Origin of the sequence: Streptomyces sp. WM6378 (genome assembly GCF_001279695.1) — a bacterium.
GTDB lineage: Bacteria > Actinomycetota > Actinomycetes > Streptomycetales > Streptomycetaceae > Streptomyces.
Window position 1 is genome coordinate 42,324 of the sequence record NZ_LGDD01000047.1, and the last position, 12,727, is coordinate 55,050.

Annotated in this window: 14 protein-coding genes and 1 pseudogene; 5 read left to right on the forward strand and 10 right to left on the reverse strand. The window is 68.6% G+C overall.

The features are described from left to right. The first annotated feature begins 57 nt into the window (after positions 1–57). Together ADK54_RS07200 and ADK54_RS07205 are read left to right on the forward strand one after the other, a co-directional pair. A complete protein-coding gene (locus ADK54_RS07200) occupies positions 58–516 on the forward strand; it encodes a MarR family winged helix-turn-helix transcriptional regulator (RefSeq protein WP_053724691.1) in 459 nt (152 codons plus the stop codon). 25 nt (positions 517–541) lie between these two features. After that, the gene (locus ADK54_RS07205) at positions 542–994 is read left to right on the forward strand and encodes a GNAT family N-acetyltransferase (RefSeq protein ID WP_053724692.1); all 453 of its coding nucleotides are present in this window, start codon (positions 542–544) and stop codon (positions 992–994) included. A 70-nt stretch (positions 995–1,064) separates the two neighbouring features. Here ADK54_RS07205 and ADK54_RS07210 read toward each other — a convergent pair whose 3' ends face one another. The 6 genes and pseudogenes from ADK54_RS07210 to dnaB form a co-directional block, all read right to left on the reverse strand. Continuing rightward, complete coding sequence (locus ADK54_RS07210) at positions 1,065–2,468, reverse strand: serine hydrolase domain-containing protein (RefSeq protein WP_053724693.1); 1,404 nt, start codon at positions 2,466–2,468, stop codon at positions 1,065–1,067. Positions 2,469–2,615: 147 nt separating this feature from the next. After that, a pseudogene (locus tag ADK54_RS07215) lies at positions 2,616–3,286 on the reverse strand (class I SAM-dependent DNA methyltransferase). Between the two features lie 242 nt (positions 3,287–3,528). Then, positions 3,529–3,978 carry a DUF523 domain-containing protein gene (locus tag ADK54_RS07220; protein WP_053724694.1) on the reverse strand — a complete coding sequence of 150 codons (450 nt, stop codon included), beginning with the start codon at positions 3,976–3,978 and terminating at the stop codon, positions 3,529–3,531. Between the two features lie 131 nt (positions 3,979–4,109). Further along, the gene (locus ADK54_RS07225; protein WP_053724695.1) at positions 4,110–4,832 is read right to left on the reverse strand and encodes a VOC family protein; all 723 of its coding nucleotides are present in this window, start codon (positions 4,830–4,832) and stop codon (positions 4,110–4,112) included. Positions 4,833–4,954: 122 nt separating this feature from the next. Next, complete coding sequence (locus tag ADK54_RS07230) at positions 4,955–5,572, reverse strand: TOPRIM nucleotidyl transferase/hydrolase domain-containing protein (RefSeq protein ID WP_053724696.1); 618 nt, start codon at positions 5,570–5,572, stop codon at positions 4,955–4,957. A 167-nt stretch (positions 5,573–5,739) separates the two neighbouring features. Next, on the reverse strand, positions 5,740–7,233 hold the full coding sequence (dnaB, locus tag ADK54_RS07235; protein WP_053724697.1) for a replicative DNA helicase: 1,494 nt from the start codon (positions 7,231–7,233) through the stop codon (positions 5,740–5,742). A 423-nt stretch (positions 7,234–7,656) separates the two neighbouring features. Here dnaB and ADK54_RS07240 point away from each other — a divergent pair, with 423 nt between their 5' ends. Next, positions 7,657–9,006, forward strand: a complete 1,350-nt coding sequence (locus ADK54_RS07240; RefSeq protein WP_053724698.1) for an MATE family efflux transporter — start codon at positions 7,657–7,659, stop codon at positions 9,004–9,006. A gap of 135 nt (positions 9,007–9,141) precedes the next feature. Here ADK54_RS07240 and rplI read toward each other — a convergent pair whose 3' ends face one another. The 4 genes from rplI to rpsF all read right to left on the reverse strand — a co-directional run bounded on the left by rplI (position 9,142) and on the right by rpsF (position 10,840). Further along, a complete protein-coding gene (rplI, locus tag ADK54_RS07245) occupies positions 9,142–9,588 on the reverse strand; it encodes a 50S ribosomal protein L9 (protein WP_053724699.1) in 447 nt (148 codons plus the stop codon). 18 nt (positions 9,589–9,606) lie between these two features. Beyond that, positions 9,607–9,843 carry a 30S ribosomal protein S18 gene (rpsR, locus tag ADK54_RS07250; protein ID WP_005315025.1) on the reverse strand — a complete coding sequence of 79 codons (237 nt, stop codon included), beginning with the start codon at positions 9,841–9,843 and terminating at the stop codon, positions 9,607–9,609. Positions 9,844–9,887: 44 nt separating this feature from the next. Further along, the gene (locus ADK54_RS07255) at positions 9,888–10,475 is read right to left on the reverse strand and encodes a single-stranded DNA-binding protein (protein ID WP_053724700.1); all 588 of its coding nucleotides are present in this window, start codon (positions 10,473–10,475) and stop codon (positions 9,888–9,890) included. Between the two features lie 74 nt (positions 10,476–10,549). Continuing rightward, a complete protein-coding gene (gene rpsF / locus ADK54_RS07260; RefSeq protein WP_053724701.1) occupies positions 10,550–10,840 on the reverse strand; it encodes a 30S ribosomal protein S6 in 291 nt (96 codons plus the stop codon). Between the two features lie 265 nt (positions 10,841–11,105). Between rpsF and ADK54_RS07265 the strand changes: the two genes are divergently transcribed. Together ADK54_RS07265 and ADK54_RS07270 are read left to right on the forward strand one after the other, a co-directional pair. Then, a complete protein-coding gene (locus ADK54_RS07265) occupies positions 11,106–11,423 on the forward strand; it encodes a hypothetical protein (RefSeq protein WP_053724702.1) in 318 nt (105 codons plus the stop codon). A 146-nt stretch (positions 11,424–11,569) separates the two neighbouring features. Further along, the gene (locus tag ADK54_RS07270) at positions 11,570–12,688 is read left to right on the forward strand and encodes a lipid II:glycine glycyltransferase FemX (RefSeq protein WP_053724703.1); all 1,119 of its coding nucleotides are present in this window, start codon (positions 11,570–11,572) and stop codon (positions 12,686–12,688) included. The last annotated feature ends 39 nt before the right edge of the window (positions 12,689–12,727 follow it).

Sequence of the window (12,727 nt, forward strand, 5' to 3'; positions counted from 1 at the left end):
CGCTGGCTATTGCACTCGTGGACTATCCTGATGACAAGCCGCTCCGGAGGAGGACAGATGGCCGCGACGGACCCCGCACTCACCGCCCTCTCCCAGGGCTGGTGCGCGCTCTCCCTGCTGCACGGCAAGATCGATGCCCACATCGAGCGCGCTCTGCAGTCGGGGCACGATCTCAGCGTGCGCGAGTATTCGCTGCTCGACGTCCTCAGCCGCCAGCACAGCGGCCCGGGCGGCCACCTCCAGATGAAGCAGGTCGCCGACGCCGTGGTCCTCAGCCAGTCGGCCACCACCCGCCTCGTCACCCGGCTTGAGGACCGCGGCCTGCTGACCCGGTACCTCTGCGACACCGACCGGCGCGGCATCTACACCGACGTCACCGAATCCGGTCTCGCGCTGCTCGCCGAGGCCCGGCCCACCAATGACAGGGCCCTGCGCGAGGCTTTGGACGAAGCGGCGAAGAACCCTGAACTGGCGCCCCTGGTCCGCACGGTCGAGGAGCTCCACGTCCCGGTCTAGGGCAGCCGGGCGTACGCTCCGACCCATGAGCGATCTTGTGATCAGGCCTGCGAGGCCCGAGGACATCCCGGCGATCGTGGCCATGCTCGCGGACGATCCGTTGGGCGCCCAGCGGGAGTCGCCGGACGACCTCACTCCCTACCGCACGGCCTTCGACCGCCTCGCGGACGACCCGAACCAGCACCTGGTGGTAGCCGATCGCGGCGGCGAGGTCGTCGGCACCCTCCAACTCACCGTCATCCCCGGACTCTCCCGCCGCGGATCAACCCGCTCGATCATCGAGGGCGTACGCGTCCACGGCGCCGAGCGCGGCAGTGGCCTCGGCACCCGGCTCATCGAATGGGCCGTCGACGAATCAGGGCGCCAGGGTTGCCAGTTGGTCCAGCTGACGTCAGACGCCACCCGCACCGATGCTCACCGGTTCTATGAGCGGCTGGGGTTCGAGGCCTCCCATGTGGGCTTCAAGAAACCGCTGTAGGCCGTGTTTCACGTGAAACACGGCCTACAAAGACCCGCAGATTCCTACGCCGGCCGTTTCACGTGAAACGTCAGACCCCGCGCCAGCCCTCGGGGTCCACTCCGCCCGGCACCGCCGCGGCCTCGGGTCCGTACGGCTCACGGGTGAACACGAACGATCCGAGGTCGAGATGGCTCACCGAGCCGTCCGGCCGCCGCACCGCACGGAGCGTCTCGCCCCGGTAATAGCCATCGAGGCCCAACCAGGCACCATCGGCGGCAGCCTTGAACCGAGAGGCCCGGCCCGCGCCGCGGAGCGGTTCCAGGGCCAGCCCGCGGTCGGCGGTCAGTCGCAGCCCGTAGGCGGTCGTGCCCCAGTACCACGGCCCCGTGAGCCCCAGGAGCTGCTCATCCGCCTCCGGAAGGGGCCGCCAGGGCTCCGGGAAGCGCGGCTCGGCCTCCGCCGTGATCCGTACGAGATCGGCCGCCAGAGTGCCGCACATCGGCCCTGAGGTCGCATTGGCGAGCGCGACGGCGGCCACTCCGTCCGCCACGCTCACCCACAGACCGGCCACGAATCCGGGCAACGAGCCGGTGTGCCCGGCGAGTTCACGGCCGCTGGAGCGAGCCAGCTGCAGGCCGAGCCCGTATCCGCCGTCCCAGCCACCAGCCTCTGGCGCCACGGCGGGAGTGCGCATCTCCGCCACCGATTCGGCGCTCAGCACCCGCTCGTCGCCCTCGGCAAGGAAGACGGCGAAGCGGCAAAGGTCCGCCGCGGTCGACCAGAGCTGCCCGGCGGGGGCCATCAGGCCGAGGTCCTCGGACGGTTCGGGCAGGAGCACATCGGCCCACGGATGCACGGCCCAGCCGCCCGCGTGGGGGTGCACCGGCTGCGTGGTCGTGCGGTGGAGGCCGAGCGGTTCGAGGATCTCGGTCCGCAGCGCCTCCTCCCAGGGCACCCCGCGCACCGCCTCCACCAGCGAACCAAGCAGTGTGTATCCCGGGTTGGAGTAGTGGTGCACCCGGCCCGCGGGATGCAGCTGCGGCTGATCTCCCAGCACATCGGCGAGCTCCGGGCGCAGTCCGCCAGGCGTCCGCTCCCACCACGGCGCGGGCGATTCGGCAGCCAACCCGGCGGTGTGGGCGAGGAGTTGGGCGATCGTTGCCCCGCCCGCCGCGGTGCCCGGAAGGTGCTTCTCCAGCGGATCGCCGAGGTCGATCAGCCCCTCGTCACGCAGCCTCATCACCAATACGGCGGTGAAGGTCTTGGTGATGGAGCCGATCCTGTACTGGACATCGGCGTCCGGGCCATGGCCGTCGACGGAGGTACGTGATCCGGACCAGACCATCCGGCCGTCCCGCACCACGGCCGCGACGAGCGAGGGCGCCCTCCCCTCGGACTGGGCCACCGCGATGCGGTGCAGGAGGGCGCGCCGCGTGGCGGGCAGCAGTTCTTCGAAGGGCGACGGTGATACAGGCGAACTCGATGAGGTCATGGCCCCAGGTCTAGCCGCGCGCCCGCGTCCAGTCGACCTCTTTTCGCGGGAGTCGACCTCTCTGGCTCATCGCCTCCCCGATCCGGAACATACGGAGCTGACGGGGCAAGTTCGCCGAAACTCAGAGGAAGTTGATGAAGCGGGACGTCAGTGGCCGACTGCCCTCCGCCCACTGTCGGTCCGGCGACGCGCGAAGAGAATCCCCCCGAGCGGGCTCTCGGCCGAGCTGAGCGTCATCTGTGCCTCGACCGTGAAGCCCGCGCCATCGAGCCAGGCGGACACTTGGGCCGGCTGACGTCGATGCACGTGGACCTTCATCGCGTGGCCCCCATAGCCCTGTGTCTTCAGCCGCGACTCGTCCCCGACGTGAAAGCTGAGCAGCACCAAGCCCCCCGGCCGCACCACCCGCCGGAAGTGGGCGAGGACCGGCCCGACCTCCTCGTCGGGAATGTGGATCAATGAGTACCAGGCCACCAGGCCCGCCACCGAGGCGTCGGCGAGCTCCAGATCCGTCATGGAACCGACCTCGAACCGCAGGCCGGGGTGCTCACGCCGGGCCGTCTCGACCATCGCGGGCGACAGGTCGATCCCGAACGCGTCCATGCCGAGACCTCGTAGATGGGCCGTGATCCGCCCGGGCCCGCACCCCACGTCCGCGACGGGGCCCCGCCAGTGGCTCGCACAAGCTCGGAGAACAGTGCCAGGACCGAGCGTTCGTAGGGCGTTTCGTCCAAGAGGTCCCGCAGCTGGTCCGCATAGCTGGCGGCGACGGTGTCGTAGGACGTGCGGGTGTCGGCCAGCCAGCCTTCGGTGCTCATGCCCGGAGACGGTAGTCCACCGGCCGAGGCCGGCGAACCCGCCCGCGGCAGCTACGTTCCGAGCGGAGTCGGCTGCCGTCCCGGTGCAGGTCCACGACCTCATGAGCACGGGGTCCTGCGGGGATGTCGGACTCCGCGCTCGCTGAGTGTGGCGGCAAAGGGCGGGCATCCACAGGAACCGTCGCCCCCGATGCTGCTCACGGGCGTGGCCGGTTGAGGCAGCCAGCCGCCTCGGGCTCGCTTCACACTCCGGGTGCGGGCCGCACTGCGATCCCGTTCCGCTCGAACAGCGCCGCCGTCACCCCGTCTCCCGGCACCAACTCCCCGGCGAATGACCCGTCGTAGACCACACCCCGTCCGCACGACGGACTGCGCGGCATCAACAGCGCCTCCGTGCAGCCTCCGTGCCGTGCCGCCGCCAGTGCGCGCCGTGCTCCGTCCACGAACTCCGCGGTCACGTCACGTCCCGTGTCCTCAACGACCCGCGCCGTCCCGTCGAGCACATCGTGCCCATCGCCGCCCACCAGCTCCGCGGGCCGACGCGGTGTCGCGAGCCCGCCGGCCACCTCTGGGCAAAAGGAGACGACTTCGCGGCCCGCCACTGCCTCCTCGATGCCCGAAGACGCCTTGTGCTGCCCGTCGAAGCGGCATGGCACCCCACGCAGACACGCGCTGACCAGGATTGCTTCCATTCCGCCAGGCTAGCCACAGTCGGCACCACGGACCGTCGCCCATGCTCACAGTCATCCGGATCTGCTCGTACAGGCCTGTCGACAACCCTCGTGCTGCATCGAAGGTCCTGTCTTCATGCACCCCCTGAGGCCTATCGGGATGTCAGCACACAGAACTCGTGACCGTCGGGGTCGGCCATCACCACCCAGTCGACGTCCCCTTGGCCTATGTCGATGCGTCTTGCCCCGAGGGAGACGAGCCGATCGATCTCCGTCTGCTGGTCACTGCCGGCCGGTGGAACGAGGTCGAAGTGCAGCCGTCCCTTACCCGCCTTCGACATCAGGGGTGGGCCACCCCACGTGATCTTCGGACCTCCGTGCGGTGAGCGGATCGCGGTCTCCTGGTCCTGGTCCCAGACCAGTGGCCAGCCCAGCGCTCGGCTCCAGAAGTACCCGGTCTCCTGCGAACCATCGCCCGCCAGCGCTCCGACAAATCCGCACTCGGCGAGGAAGCTGTTGCCCGGCTCGATGACACAGAACTCATTGCCCTCGGGGTCGGCCATCACCACATGCCCCTCCTCCGGGCGTTGACCGATGTCGATGTGCCGGGCGCCGAGTCGGAGCGCCCTCTCCACCACCTGCTTCTGGTCGTCGAGGGACGTGCTCGTCAGATCGAAGTGCATGTGGTTCTGGCCTGTCTTCCGCTCGCGGGTCGGGAGGAAACGGAGCCGGAACCCGGTGTCATCGCCGGGAAGCAGGGTGATGCCGTCGGAGGAGTCCTCGGCTGTCTCCCATCCGAGGAAGTCGGCCCAGAAGCGCGCGAGACGGAGCGGGTCGTGCGCATCGAAACAGAGTGCGTGCAGGCGAGAAGTCATCCGTAGGTCTCCCGGTAGGGACGGGCGGCTCGTGCTGGAGGCTGCCCGGCCGTTGCCACCTGGTCAGCTGATGGGCGCCCGCGCTCGTGCGCCGGCGAGCACGCTGGAAGCGGCCCGTGGCCTCACAGGCTGGCGAGGAGGGCGTCGAGCGGGGGTGGTGTCCGGTCCGGTGCGAGGGCCTCGGCAAGGAGACGGCCGTAGCGGATCTTGCGGCCCTTCTTCGTGCCGAGGAAGCGCCGCATCTGCCGATGCCGGGGCCGGCCGCGCTGTGCGGGCTGGCGCTGGAAGGACTGCCAGGCACGGAAGTCGCCCTCGGCACGGAAGATCTCCTCGACTCCTGCCGTGCCGAGCGCGCGGATGAGTTCGTCCTCCAGATCCGCGGTGCACACGTAGATGTCCTGGAGCGGTGCCTGTGACCGCGTCAGGCCACGCTCGTAGAAGCCCTTTTCGCCCTCGTCGCACAGTCCTGTCAGGCGCAGACCGAGGCCGGGCGGCCCGAGGAGCCCGGCATAGCGGCCGACGCTCATCGCCCCGCCCATCGGCACGACACACACCCCCTCGGCGGCCAGGTCCCGGCCACGCCGTGCGGCCAGCGCCTCGACGGCCGCGAGATCGCTCAGCCCTTCCAACAGCACCGCGGTCCGTGCGCCAAGGCCCTCCGCCAGATCGCGCGCCGGCCTCTCGGGACCGCCGGTCGCCCAGTCGTCGACCGCAGCCTGGAACGCCCTCATGTCCGCCATGGGGCGAGTCTGCAACGGCCACCGGCGGCACGGCACCGGATTATTCAACGGCCTCAGGTGCCCTCAGGAGCTGCGCCGCCGAACACTCGGCCGTACCGCCGCGGCCACTGCCGTACCTATCGGACCACCAACCCCGCGTTTCCACTGGAAACCTACGCGGAGGCCGATCAGGTCTGAGCCATGTCCACGAAGCGTGAGTAGTGGCCCTGGAAGGCGACGGTGATGGTCGCGGTCGGGCCGTTACGGTGCTTGGCCACGATCAGGTCCGCCTCGCCCGCGCGGGGCGACTCCTTCTCGTAGGCATCCTCGCGGTGCAGCAGGATGACCATGTCCGCGTCCTGCTCGATGGAGCCGGATTCACGCAGGTCGGACACCATCGGCTTCTTGTCCGTACGCTGCTCGGGGCCACGGTTCAGCTGCGAGAGCGCGATCACCGGGAGCTGAAGCTCCTTGGCGAGGAGCTTCAGGTTTCGTGACATGTCCGAGACTTCCTGCTGACGGCTCTCGGCTCGCTTCGAACCGCCCGACTGCATCAGCTGCAGATAGTCGATGACGACGAGGCGGAGGTCGTTGCGCTGCTTCAGGCGCCGGCACTTGGCGCGGATTTCCATCATCGACAGGTTTGGGGAGTCGTCGATGTAGAGCGGCGCCTGGGAGACGTCGGGCATGCGCCGGGCCAGGCGCGTCCAGTCTTCGTCGGTCATGGTGCCGGAGCGCATGTGATGGAGGGCGACGCGGGCCTCGGCCGACAGCAGACGCATCGCGATCTCGTTGCGCCCCATTTCGAGCGAGAAGATCACGCTGGGCAGGTTGTGCTTGATAGAACAGGCCCGCGCGAAGTCCAGCGCCAGCGTGGACTTACCCATCGCGGGACGGGCGGCGATGACGACCATCTGGCCGGGGTGCAGCCCGTTGGTGAGCGAGTCGAAGTCGGTGAACCCGGTGGGCACTCCGGTCATCTCGCCACTGCGCGAGCCGATCGCCTCGATCTCGTCGAGCGCGCCCTCCATGATGTCGCCGAGCGGCAGGTAGTCCTCGCTGGTGCGCTGCTCGGTGACCGCGTAGATCTCGGCCTGCGCGGAGTTGACGATGTCGTCGACGTCGCCGTCCGCCGCGTATCCCATCTGCGTGATCTTGGTGCCCGCCTCGACGAGCCTGCGGAGCACCGCCCGCTCGTGGACGATCTCCGCGTAGTACGAGGCGTTGGCCGCCGTCGGCACCGACTGGACCAGCGTGTGCAGATACGAGGCGCCGCCGACGCGGGTGATCTCGCCGCGCTTGACCAGCTCGGCGGCGACCGTGATGGGGTCGGCGGGCTCGCCCTTGGCATAGAGGTCGAGGATCGCCGTGTAGACGGTCTCGTGGGCGGGCTTGTAGAAGTCGTGGCCCTTGATGATCTCCACGACGTCCGCGATGGCGTCCTTGGAGAGCAGCATGCCGCCGAGGACGGACTGCTCGGCGTCGATGTCCTGGGGGGGCACTCGCTCGAAGCCGGAGGACCCGCCGTCCCAGTCGTCCTGGCCGCGGTCATGCTGGTCGTCACGGCCCCTGCCACGACCACGGCCTCGGCCCTCGCTGTCGCCGCGCTGGCGGGAAACAGGCAGACGGTCACTTGGACCGGTCTCGGCCCAGGGCTCGTCCAACGGCTCGGGAATGCTCACCGGGCCACCTCCTCCCGTCCGCTCCGCGGACCTAGCCGTGCCACTCTTTCTACGGCACGACGCTGACAAATCGAGAAGCCCGACTCCGGTTCCGGCGCGTCGGGCGCCGGACCACGTTAGGCCCGCGAGCGGCGTCAGCCAATCTGGTTATCCACAGGGCATGTGGACGAACGACCGGATGCTGTGGAGAAGTCTCCGGAACCTGTGCACGGACCGGGGGACAGCACTGTGGACAAAGTCATAGCCGCTCGCCAGCAACCATCCTGACCTGCACTTTCTCCATCCACCGGCTGTGGGGGCGAAAAACTTTCCCGACTGGCTCAAGATCTCGGCAAACGGCGCGCACCAGAACCGGACCCGACCTCCGAGGTAAGGATCACAGATGCATTGCGTCCATTACCTGTGGAAGATTAGATTGACCCCATGAAACAGGCCCCCGCGGCGCCGGAGAACGACCGGCGGACTTCCCGGCGCCGACACGATCGCGAGATCGTGTCCCTCGCCGTTCCCGCTTTCGGCGCCCTCGTCGCCGAGCCGCTTTTCGTGATGGCCGACAGCGCGATCGTGGGCCACCTCGGTACCCCGCAACTGGCTGGTTTGGGTATTGCCGCCCCCTTGCTCACCACCGCCGTGAGCATCTTCGTCTTCCTCGCCTACGCCACTACAGCCGCCGTCTCCCGCCGGGTCGGCGCCGGCGATCTACGGGCCGCGATCCGCCAGGGCATGGACGGCATCTGGCTCGCGCTGCTCCTGGGCGCCGCGGTCGTCGCCGCCGTACTGCCCGCCGCTCCCTGGCTGGTCGGCCTCTTCGGCGCCTCGGATACCGCGGCGCCGTACGCCATCACCTATCTCCGCGTCTCCGCCCTCGGCATTCCCGCCATGCTCGTCGTGCTCGCCTCGACCGGTGTACTGCGCGGCCTCCAGAACACCAGGACGCCCCTGTACGTCGCCATGGGCGGCTTCGCAGCCAACGGCGTGCTCAACCTCGGCCTTGTCTACGGCGCAGGGCTCGGCATCGCCGGGTCGGCATGGGGCACCGTCATCGCCCAGTTCGGGATGGCCTCCGTCTATCTCACCGTGGTCGTGCGCGGGGCCCGACGGCACGGCGCCTCTCTGCGGCCGGACGCCGCGGGCATCCGGAACAGCGCACAGGCGGGCGTACCGCTCCTGGTCCGTACGCTTTCGCTGCGAGCCGTCCTGATGATCGCCACCGCAGTCGCTGCCCGCCTCGGTGACGTCGACATCGCCGCTCACCAGATCATCCTGTCCCTGTGGAATCTGATGGCCTTCGCCCTCGACGCGATCGCCATCGCGGGGCAGGCGATCATCGGCCGCTATCTGGGCGCCGCCGACGCAAGGGGTGCCAAGCAGGCCTGCCGCCGCATGGTGGAGTGGGGCGTCGCCTTCGGAGTGCTGCTCGGCCTGCTCGTGGTGGCGGCTCGCCCGCTCTTCATCCCGCTCTTCACCAGCGACCGGACCGTCCAGGGCACCCTGCTGCCGGCTCTGCTCGTGGTCGCCCTCATCCAGCCGGTCGCCGGCGTCGTCTTCGTGCTCGACGGCGTGCTGATGGGCGCGGGTGACGGCCCCTATCTGGCCCGGGCCATGCTGCTGACCCTGGTGGTCTTCGCCCCGGTAGCGCTCCTCGTGCCGACCTTCGGCGGCGGGCTGACCACACTGTGGTGGGCCATGGCTCTGATGATGACGGTCCGCATGCTGACCCTCGGCTGGCGGGCCCGCTCCGGACGCTGGCTGGTCACCGGCGCGACGCGCTGACCCCGGGGCCCGTGAAACGGCCGACGTGACGTTTCACGTGAAACGCAGTCCTCGGCTCTCCCTGTTTCACGTGAAACACAGCGGAAAGGGCCGCACCCCGAGGGGTACGGCCCTTTCTACTGTGCTGTGCAGCGCTTAGGCGGCGATGACCTCGACGCCAAGCTTCGCGACAACGTCGGCGTGCAGACGCACGGACACCTGGTGAGCACCCAGGGTCTTGATCGGCGCACCGAGCTCGACGCGGCGCTTGTCCACGTCCGGGCCACCGGCAGCCTTGATCGCCGCAGCGACGTCGGCCTGGGTGACGGAGCCGAAGAGACGGCCGGCGTCGCCGGAGCGAACAGCCAGACGAACCTTCACGCCCTCGAGCCGGGCCTTGACCTCGTTGGCCTGCTCGATGGTCGCGATCTCATGGATCTTGCGCGCACGACGGATCTGCGCGACGTCCTTCTCGCCACCCTTGGTCCAGCGGATCGCGAAACCACGCGGGACCAGGTAGTTGCGAGCGTAGCCGTCCTTGACGTCAACGACGTCGCCGGCAGTGCCGAGGCCAGAGACCTCGTGGGTGAGGATGATCTTCATTTTTCGGTCACCCTTCCCTTATCGCGCGGTGGACGTGTAGGGCAGCAGCGCCATCTCACGGCTGTTCTTGACGGCCGTGGCGACGTCACGCTGGTGCTGCGTGCAGTTGCCGGTCACGCGGCGGGCACGGATCTTGCCGCGGTCGGAAATGAACTTCCGCAGCATGTTCGTGTCCTTGTAGTCCACGTAAGCGGTCTTGTCCTTGCAGAAAGCGCAGACCTTCTTCTTAGGCTTGCGCACAGGCGGCTTCGCCATGGTGTTTCTCCTGTGTGATCAAGAAGTGGGGGTTACGAGCTGCCCTAGAAAGGCGGCTCGTCCGAGTAGCCGCCGCCGGAGCTTCCGCCCCAGCCGCCACCGCCGCCGCCACCCTGCGGCTGTCCGCCACCGGTCGGCGCGCTGGAGGCCCAGGGGTCGTCGGCGGGAGCACCGCCGCCGCCCTGCTGGCCACCGCTGGGGGCTCCGCCCCAGTTGCCGCCGCCCTGCTGCTGACCGCCACCGCCGTACCCACCCTGGCCACCGCGACCCGTGGTCTTGGTGACCTTGGCCGTGGCGTTCTTGAGGCTGGGGCCGACTTCCTCGACGTCCAGCTCGTAGACCGTGCGCTTGACGCCCTCGCGGTCCTCGTACGACCGCTGCTTCAGCCGGCCCTGCACGACGACGCGCATGCCTCGCTGGAGCGACTCGGCGACGTTCTCCGCCGCCTGACGCCAGACCGAGCAGGTCAGGAACAGGCCTTCGCCGTCCTTCCACTCATTGGTCTGACGGTCAAAGGTGCGGGGAGTCGACGCGACACGGAACTTCGCGACGGCCGCACCCGAGGGGGTGAAGCGCAGCTCGGGGTCGTCGACGAGATTGCCGACGACCGTGATGACGGTCTCGCCTGCCATGGATGAACCTCTCGGCGGGGATTGCTGCTGGCTGCTGTGTTGCTACTCGGACCCGATTACCTCTGAGCGGAAGCTCAGTGGGTCTCGGGACGGAGGACCTTGGTCCGGAGGACCGACTCGTTCAGGTTCATCTGACGGTCGAGCTCCTTGACGACCGCAGGCTCGGCCTGAAGGTCGATGACCGTGTAGATGCCCTCGGGCTTCTTCTTGATCTCGTAGGCGAGACGACGACGGCCCCAGGTGTCGACCTTCTCAACCTTTCCGTTGCCCTCGCGGACGACGGAGAGGAAGTTCTCGATCAGGGGAGAGACAGCGCGCTCCTCCAGATCGGGGTCGAGGATGACCATCACCTCGTAGTGACGCATGTGGAACCCACCTCCTTTGGACTCAGCGGCCACGGTCGTTCCGTGGCAGGAGGGTCGTGATGCGTAAGCAACGGTATCGGCCCCCACTGACAATCCCCCTCCGAGAGGAGCGGGACGGCATGCGGGCACGGCTGACACCGGTGCAGACCGTCCAGAGTACCTGTTGACCCGCTTCCGGTTGAAATCCAGTGGGCAGGGGACGCAATCTGTACACATCGGGTGTGTGCGGCGTCACCCTTCGCCGCCTTCCGCCAGGAGGTGCCCCATGGCACAAGCAGTGCGACCGAATGCCCCTGTCTCCCTCTTCGCCACCGACGGCAAGCCCCATCCCCTCCAGGACGCGTTCGCGGCCGTCACGGTCGTCCTGGGCGTGCTGGCCTTCACCACGGCCTGGTTCTACAACCTCCACCTGGTCAGCTCGTGGGCCGGCCTCGTCGGCATCGTCACGGGCGCGTACGGCCAGTTCATCTCGGCGACGACGCGAGAACGATTCCTGTTGATCCTCGGCCTCGGCGCATCCGCTGTCGGGTTCTTCCTCGGCATGGCCCACGGCGGGCTCTTCGGCGGCATCGTCGGCGGCTGACGGCCGCGCGGCACCCGCCACCACCGGATGGCCGTACGGCCCATCACCGTACGGCCATCCGGGGCGCTCCTGTGGCCCAGTAGGCTTCGGCACGAGAGCCGGAGCCCCTGTACCCATGGGGACACACCTGCCGAGGAGCGCCCCGCATGAGCCTGACCCTGAGGACCATCAGCCGTGAGCAGCATCTGGCGTACATCCAGAGCCTGCCCTCGGCGAGCCACTGCCAGGTCCCGGCGTGGGCTGACGTGAAGACGGAATGGCGTTCGGAGAGCCTCGGCTGGTTCGACAAGAACGGCGAGCTCGTCGGCGCCGGTCTGGTCCTCTACCGCCAGCTCCCCAAGGTCAAGCGCTACTTGGCGTACCTGCCCGAGGGCCCGGTCATCAACTGGTACGCGCCCAACCTGGACGAGTGGCTGAAGCCGATGCTCGCGCACCTCAAGCAGCAGGGCGCGTTCTCGGTGAAGATGGGCCCGCCGGTCGTCATCCGCCGCTGGGACTCGACGGCCATCAAGTCCGGTATCCAGGACCCCGATGTGAAGCGCCTGCGCGATGTCGAGGCCACCCACATCGAGCCGCGTGCCTTCGAAGTCGCCGACCGACTGCGGAAGATGGGCTGGCAGCAGGGCGAGGACGGCGGTGCCGGCTTCGGCGACGTCCAGCCGCGCTACGTGTTCCAGGTGCCGCTGGCCAACCGCTCGCTGGACGACGTCCTCAAGGGCTTCAACCAGCTGTGGCGCCGCAACATCAAGAAGGCCGAGAAGGCCGGCGTCGAGGTCGTCCAGGGCGGCTACGAGGACCTCGCCGAGTGGCAGCGCCTGTACGAGATCACCGCGGTGCGCGACCACTTCCGGCCGCGTCCCCTGTCGTACTTCCAGCGCATGTGGACGGTCCTCAACTCCGAGGACCCCAACCGGATGCGGCTCTACTTCGCGCGCCACAACGGGGTGAACCTGTCGGCCGCGACGATGCTCGTCGTCGGTGGCCACGTCTGGTACTCCTACGGCGCCTCCGACAACATCGGCCGCGAGGTGCGGCCCTCCAACGCGATGCAGTGGCGGATGCTCCGCGACGCCTACGCGATGGGCGCGACGGTCTACGACCTGCGCGGCATCTCCGACTCCCTGGACGAGACCGACCACCTCTTCGGCCTCATCCAGTTCAAGGTGGGCACCGGCGGTGAGGCGGCCGAGTACCTCGGCGAGTGGGACTTCCCGCTCAACAAGCTGCTCCACAAGGCGCTGGACATGTATATGTCGCGCCGCTGACCGGTTGCGTAACCTCGTTCCTCGTACCTCCGACACATC

Coding starts and splice junctions, on each gene's coding strand:
- ADK54_RS07220 (WP_053724694.1), bottom strand. CDS start 3,978: ATGGAAGCAATCCTGGTCAGCGCGTGTCTGCGTGGGGTGCCATGCCGC.
- ADK54_RS07265 (WP_053724702.1), top strand. CDS start 11,106: ATGGCACAAGCAGTGCGACCGAATGCCCCTGTCTCCCTCTTCGCCACC.
- ADK54_RS07270 (WP_053724703.1), top strand. CDS start 11,570: ATGAGCCTGACCCTGAGGACCATCAGCCGTGAGCAGCATCTGGCGTAC.
- rpsF (WP_053724701.1), bottom strand. CDS start 10,840: ATGCGTCACTACGAGGTGATGGTCATCCTCGACCCCGATCTGGAGGAG.
- ADK54_RS07210 (WP_053724693.1), bottom strand. CDS start 2,468: ATGACCTCATCGAGTTCGCCTGTATCACCGTCGCCCTTCGAAGAACTG.
- ADK54_RS07200 (WP_053724691.1), top strand. CDS start 58: ATGGCCGCGACGGACCCCGCACTCACCGCCCTCTCCCAGGGCTGGTGC.
- rpsR (WP_005315025.1), bottom strand. CDS start 9,843: ATGGCGAAGCCGCCTGTGCGCAAGCCTAAGAAGAAGGTCTGCGCTTTC.
- rplI (WP_053724699.1), bottom strand. CDS start 9,588: ATGAAGATCATCCTCACCCACGAGGTCTCTGGCCTCGGCACTGCCGGC.
- ADK54_RS07240 (WP_053724698.1), top strand. CDS start 7,657: ATGAAACAGGCCCCCGCGGCGCCGGAGAACGACCGGCGGACTTCCCGG.
- ADK54_RS07255 (WP_053724700.1), bottom strand. CDS start 10,475: ATGGCAGGCGAGACCGTCATCACGGTCGTCGGCAATCTCGTCGACGAC.
- ADK54_RS07225 (WP_053724695.1), bottom strand. CDS start 4,832: ATGACTTCTCGCCTGCACGCACTCTGTTTCGATGCGCACGACCCGCTC.
- ADK54_RS07230 (WP_053724696.1), bottom strand. CDS start 5,572: ATGGCGGACATGAGGGCGTTCCAGGCTGCGGTCGACGACTGGGCGACC.
- ADK54_RS07205 (WP_053724692.1), top strand. CDS start 542: ATGAGCGATCTTGTGATCAGGCCTGCGAGGCCCGAGGACATCCCGGCG.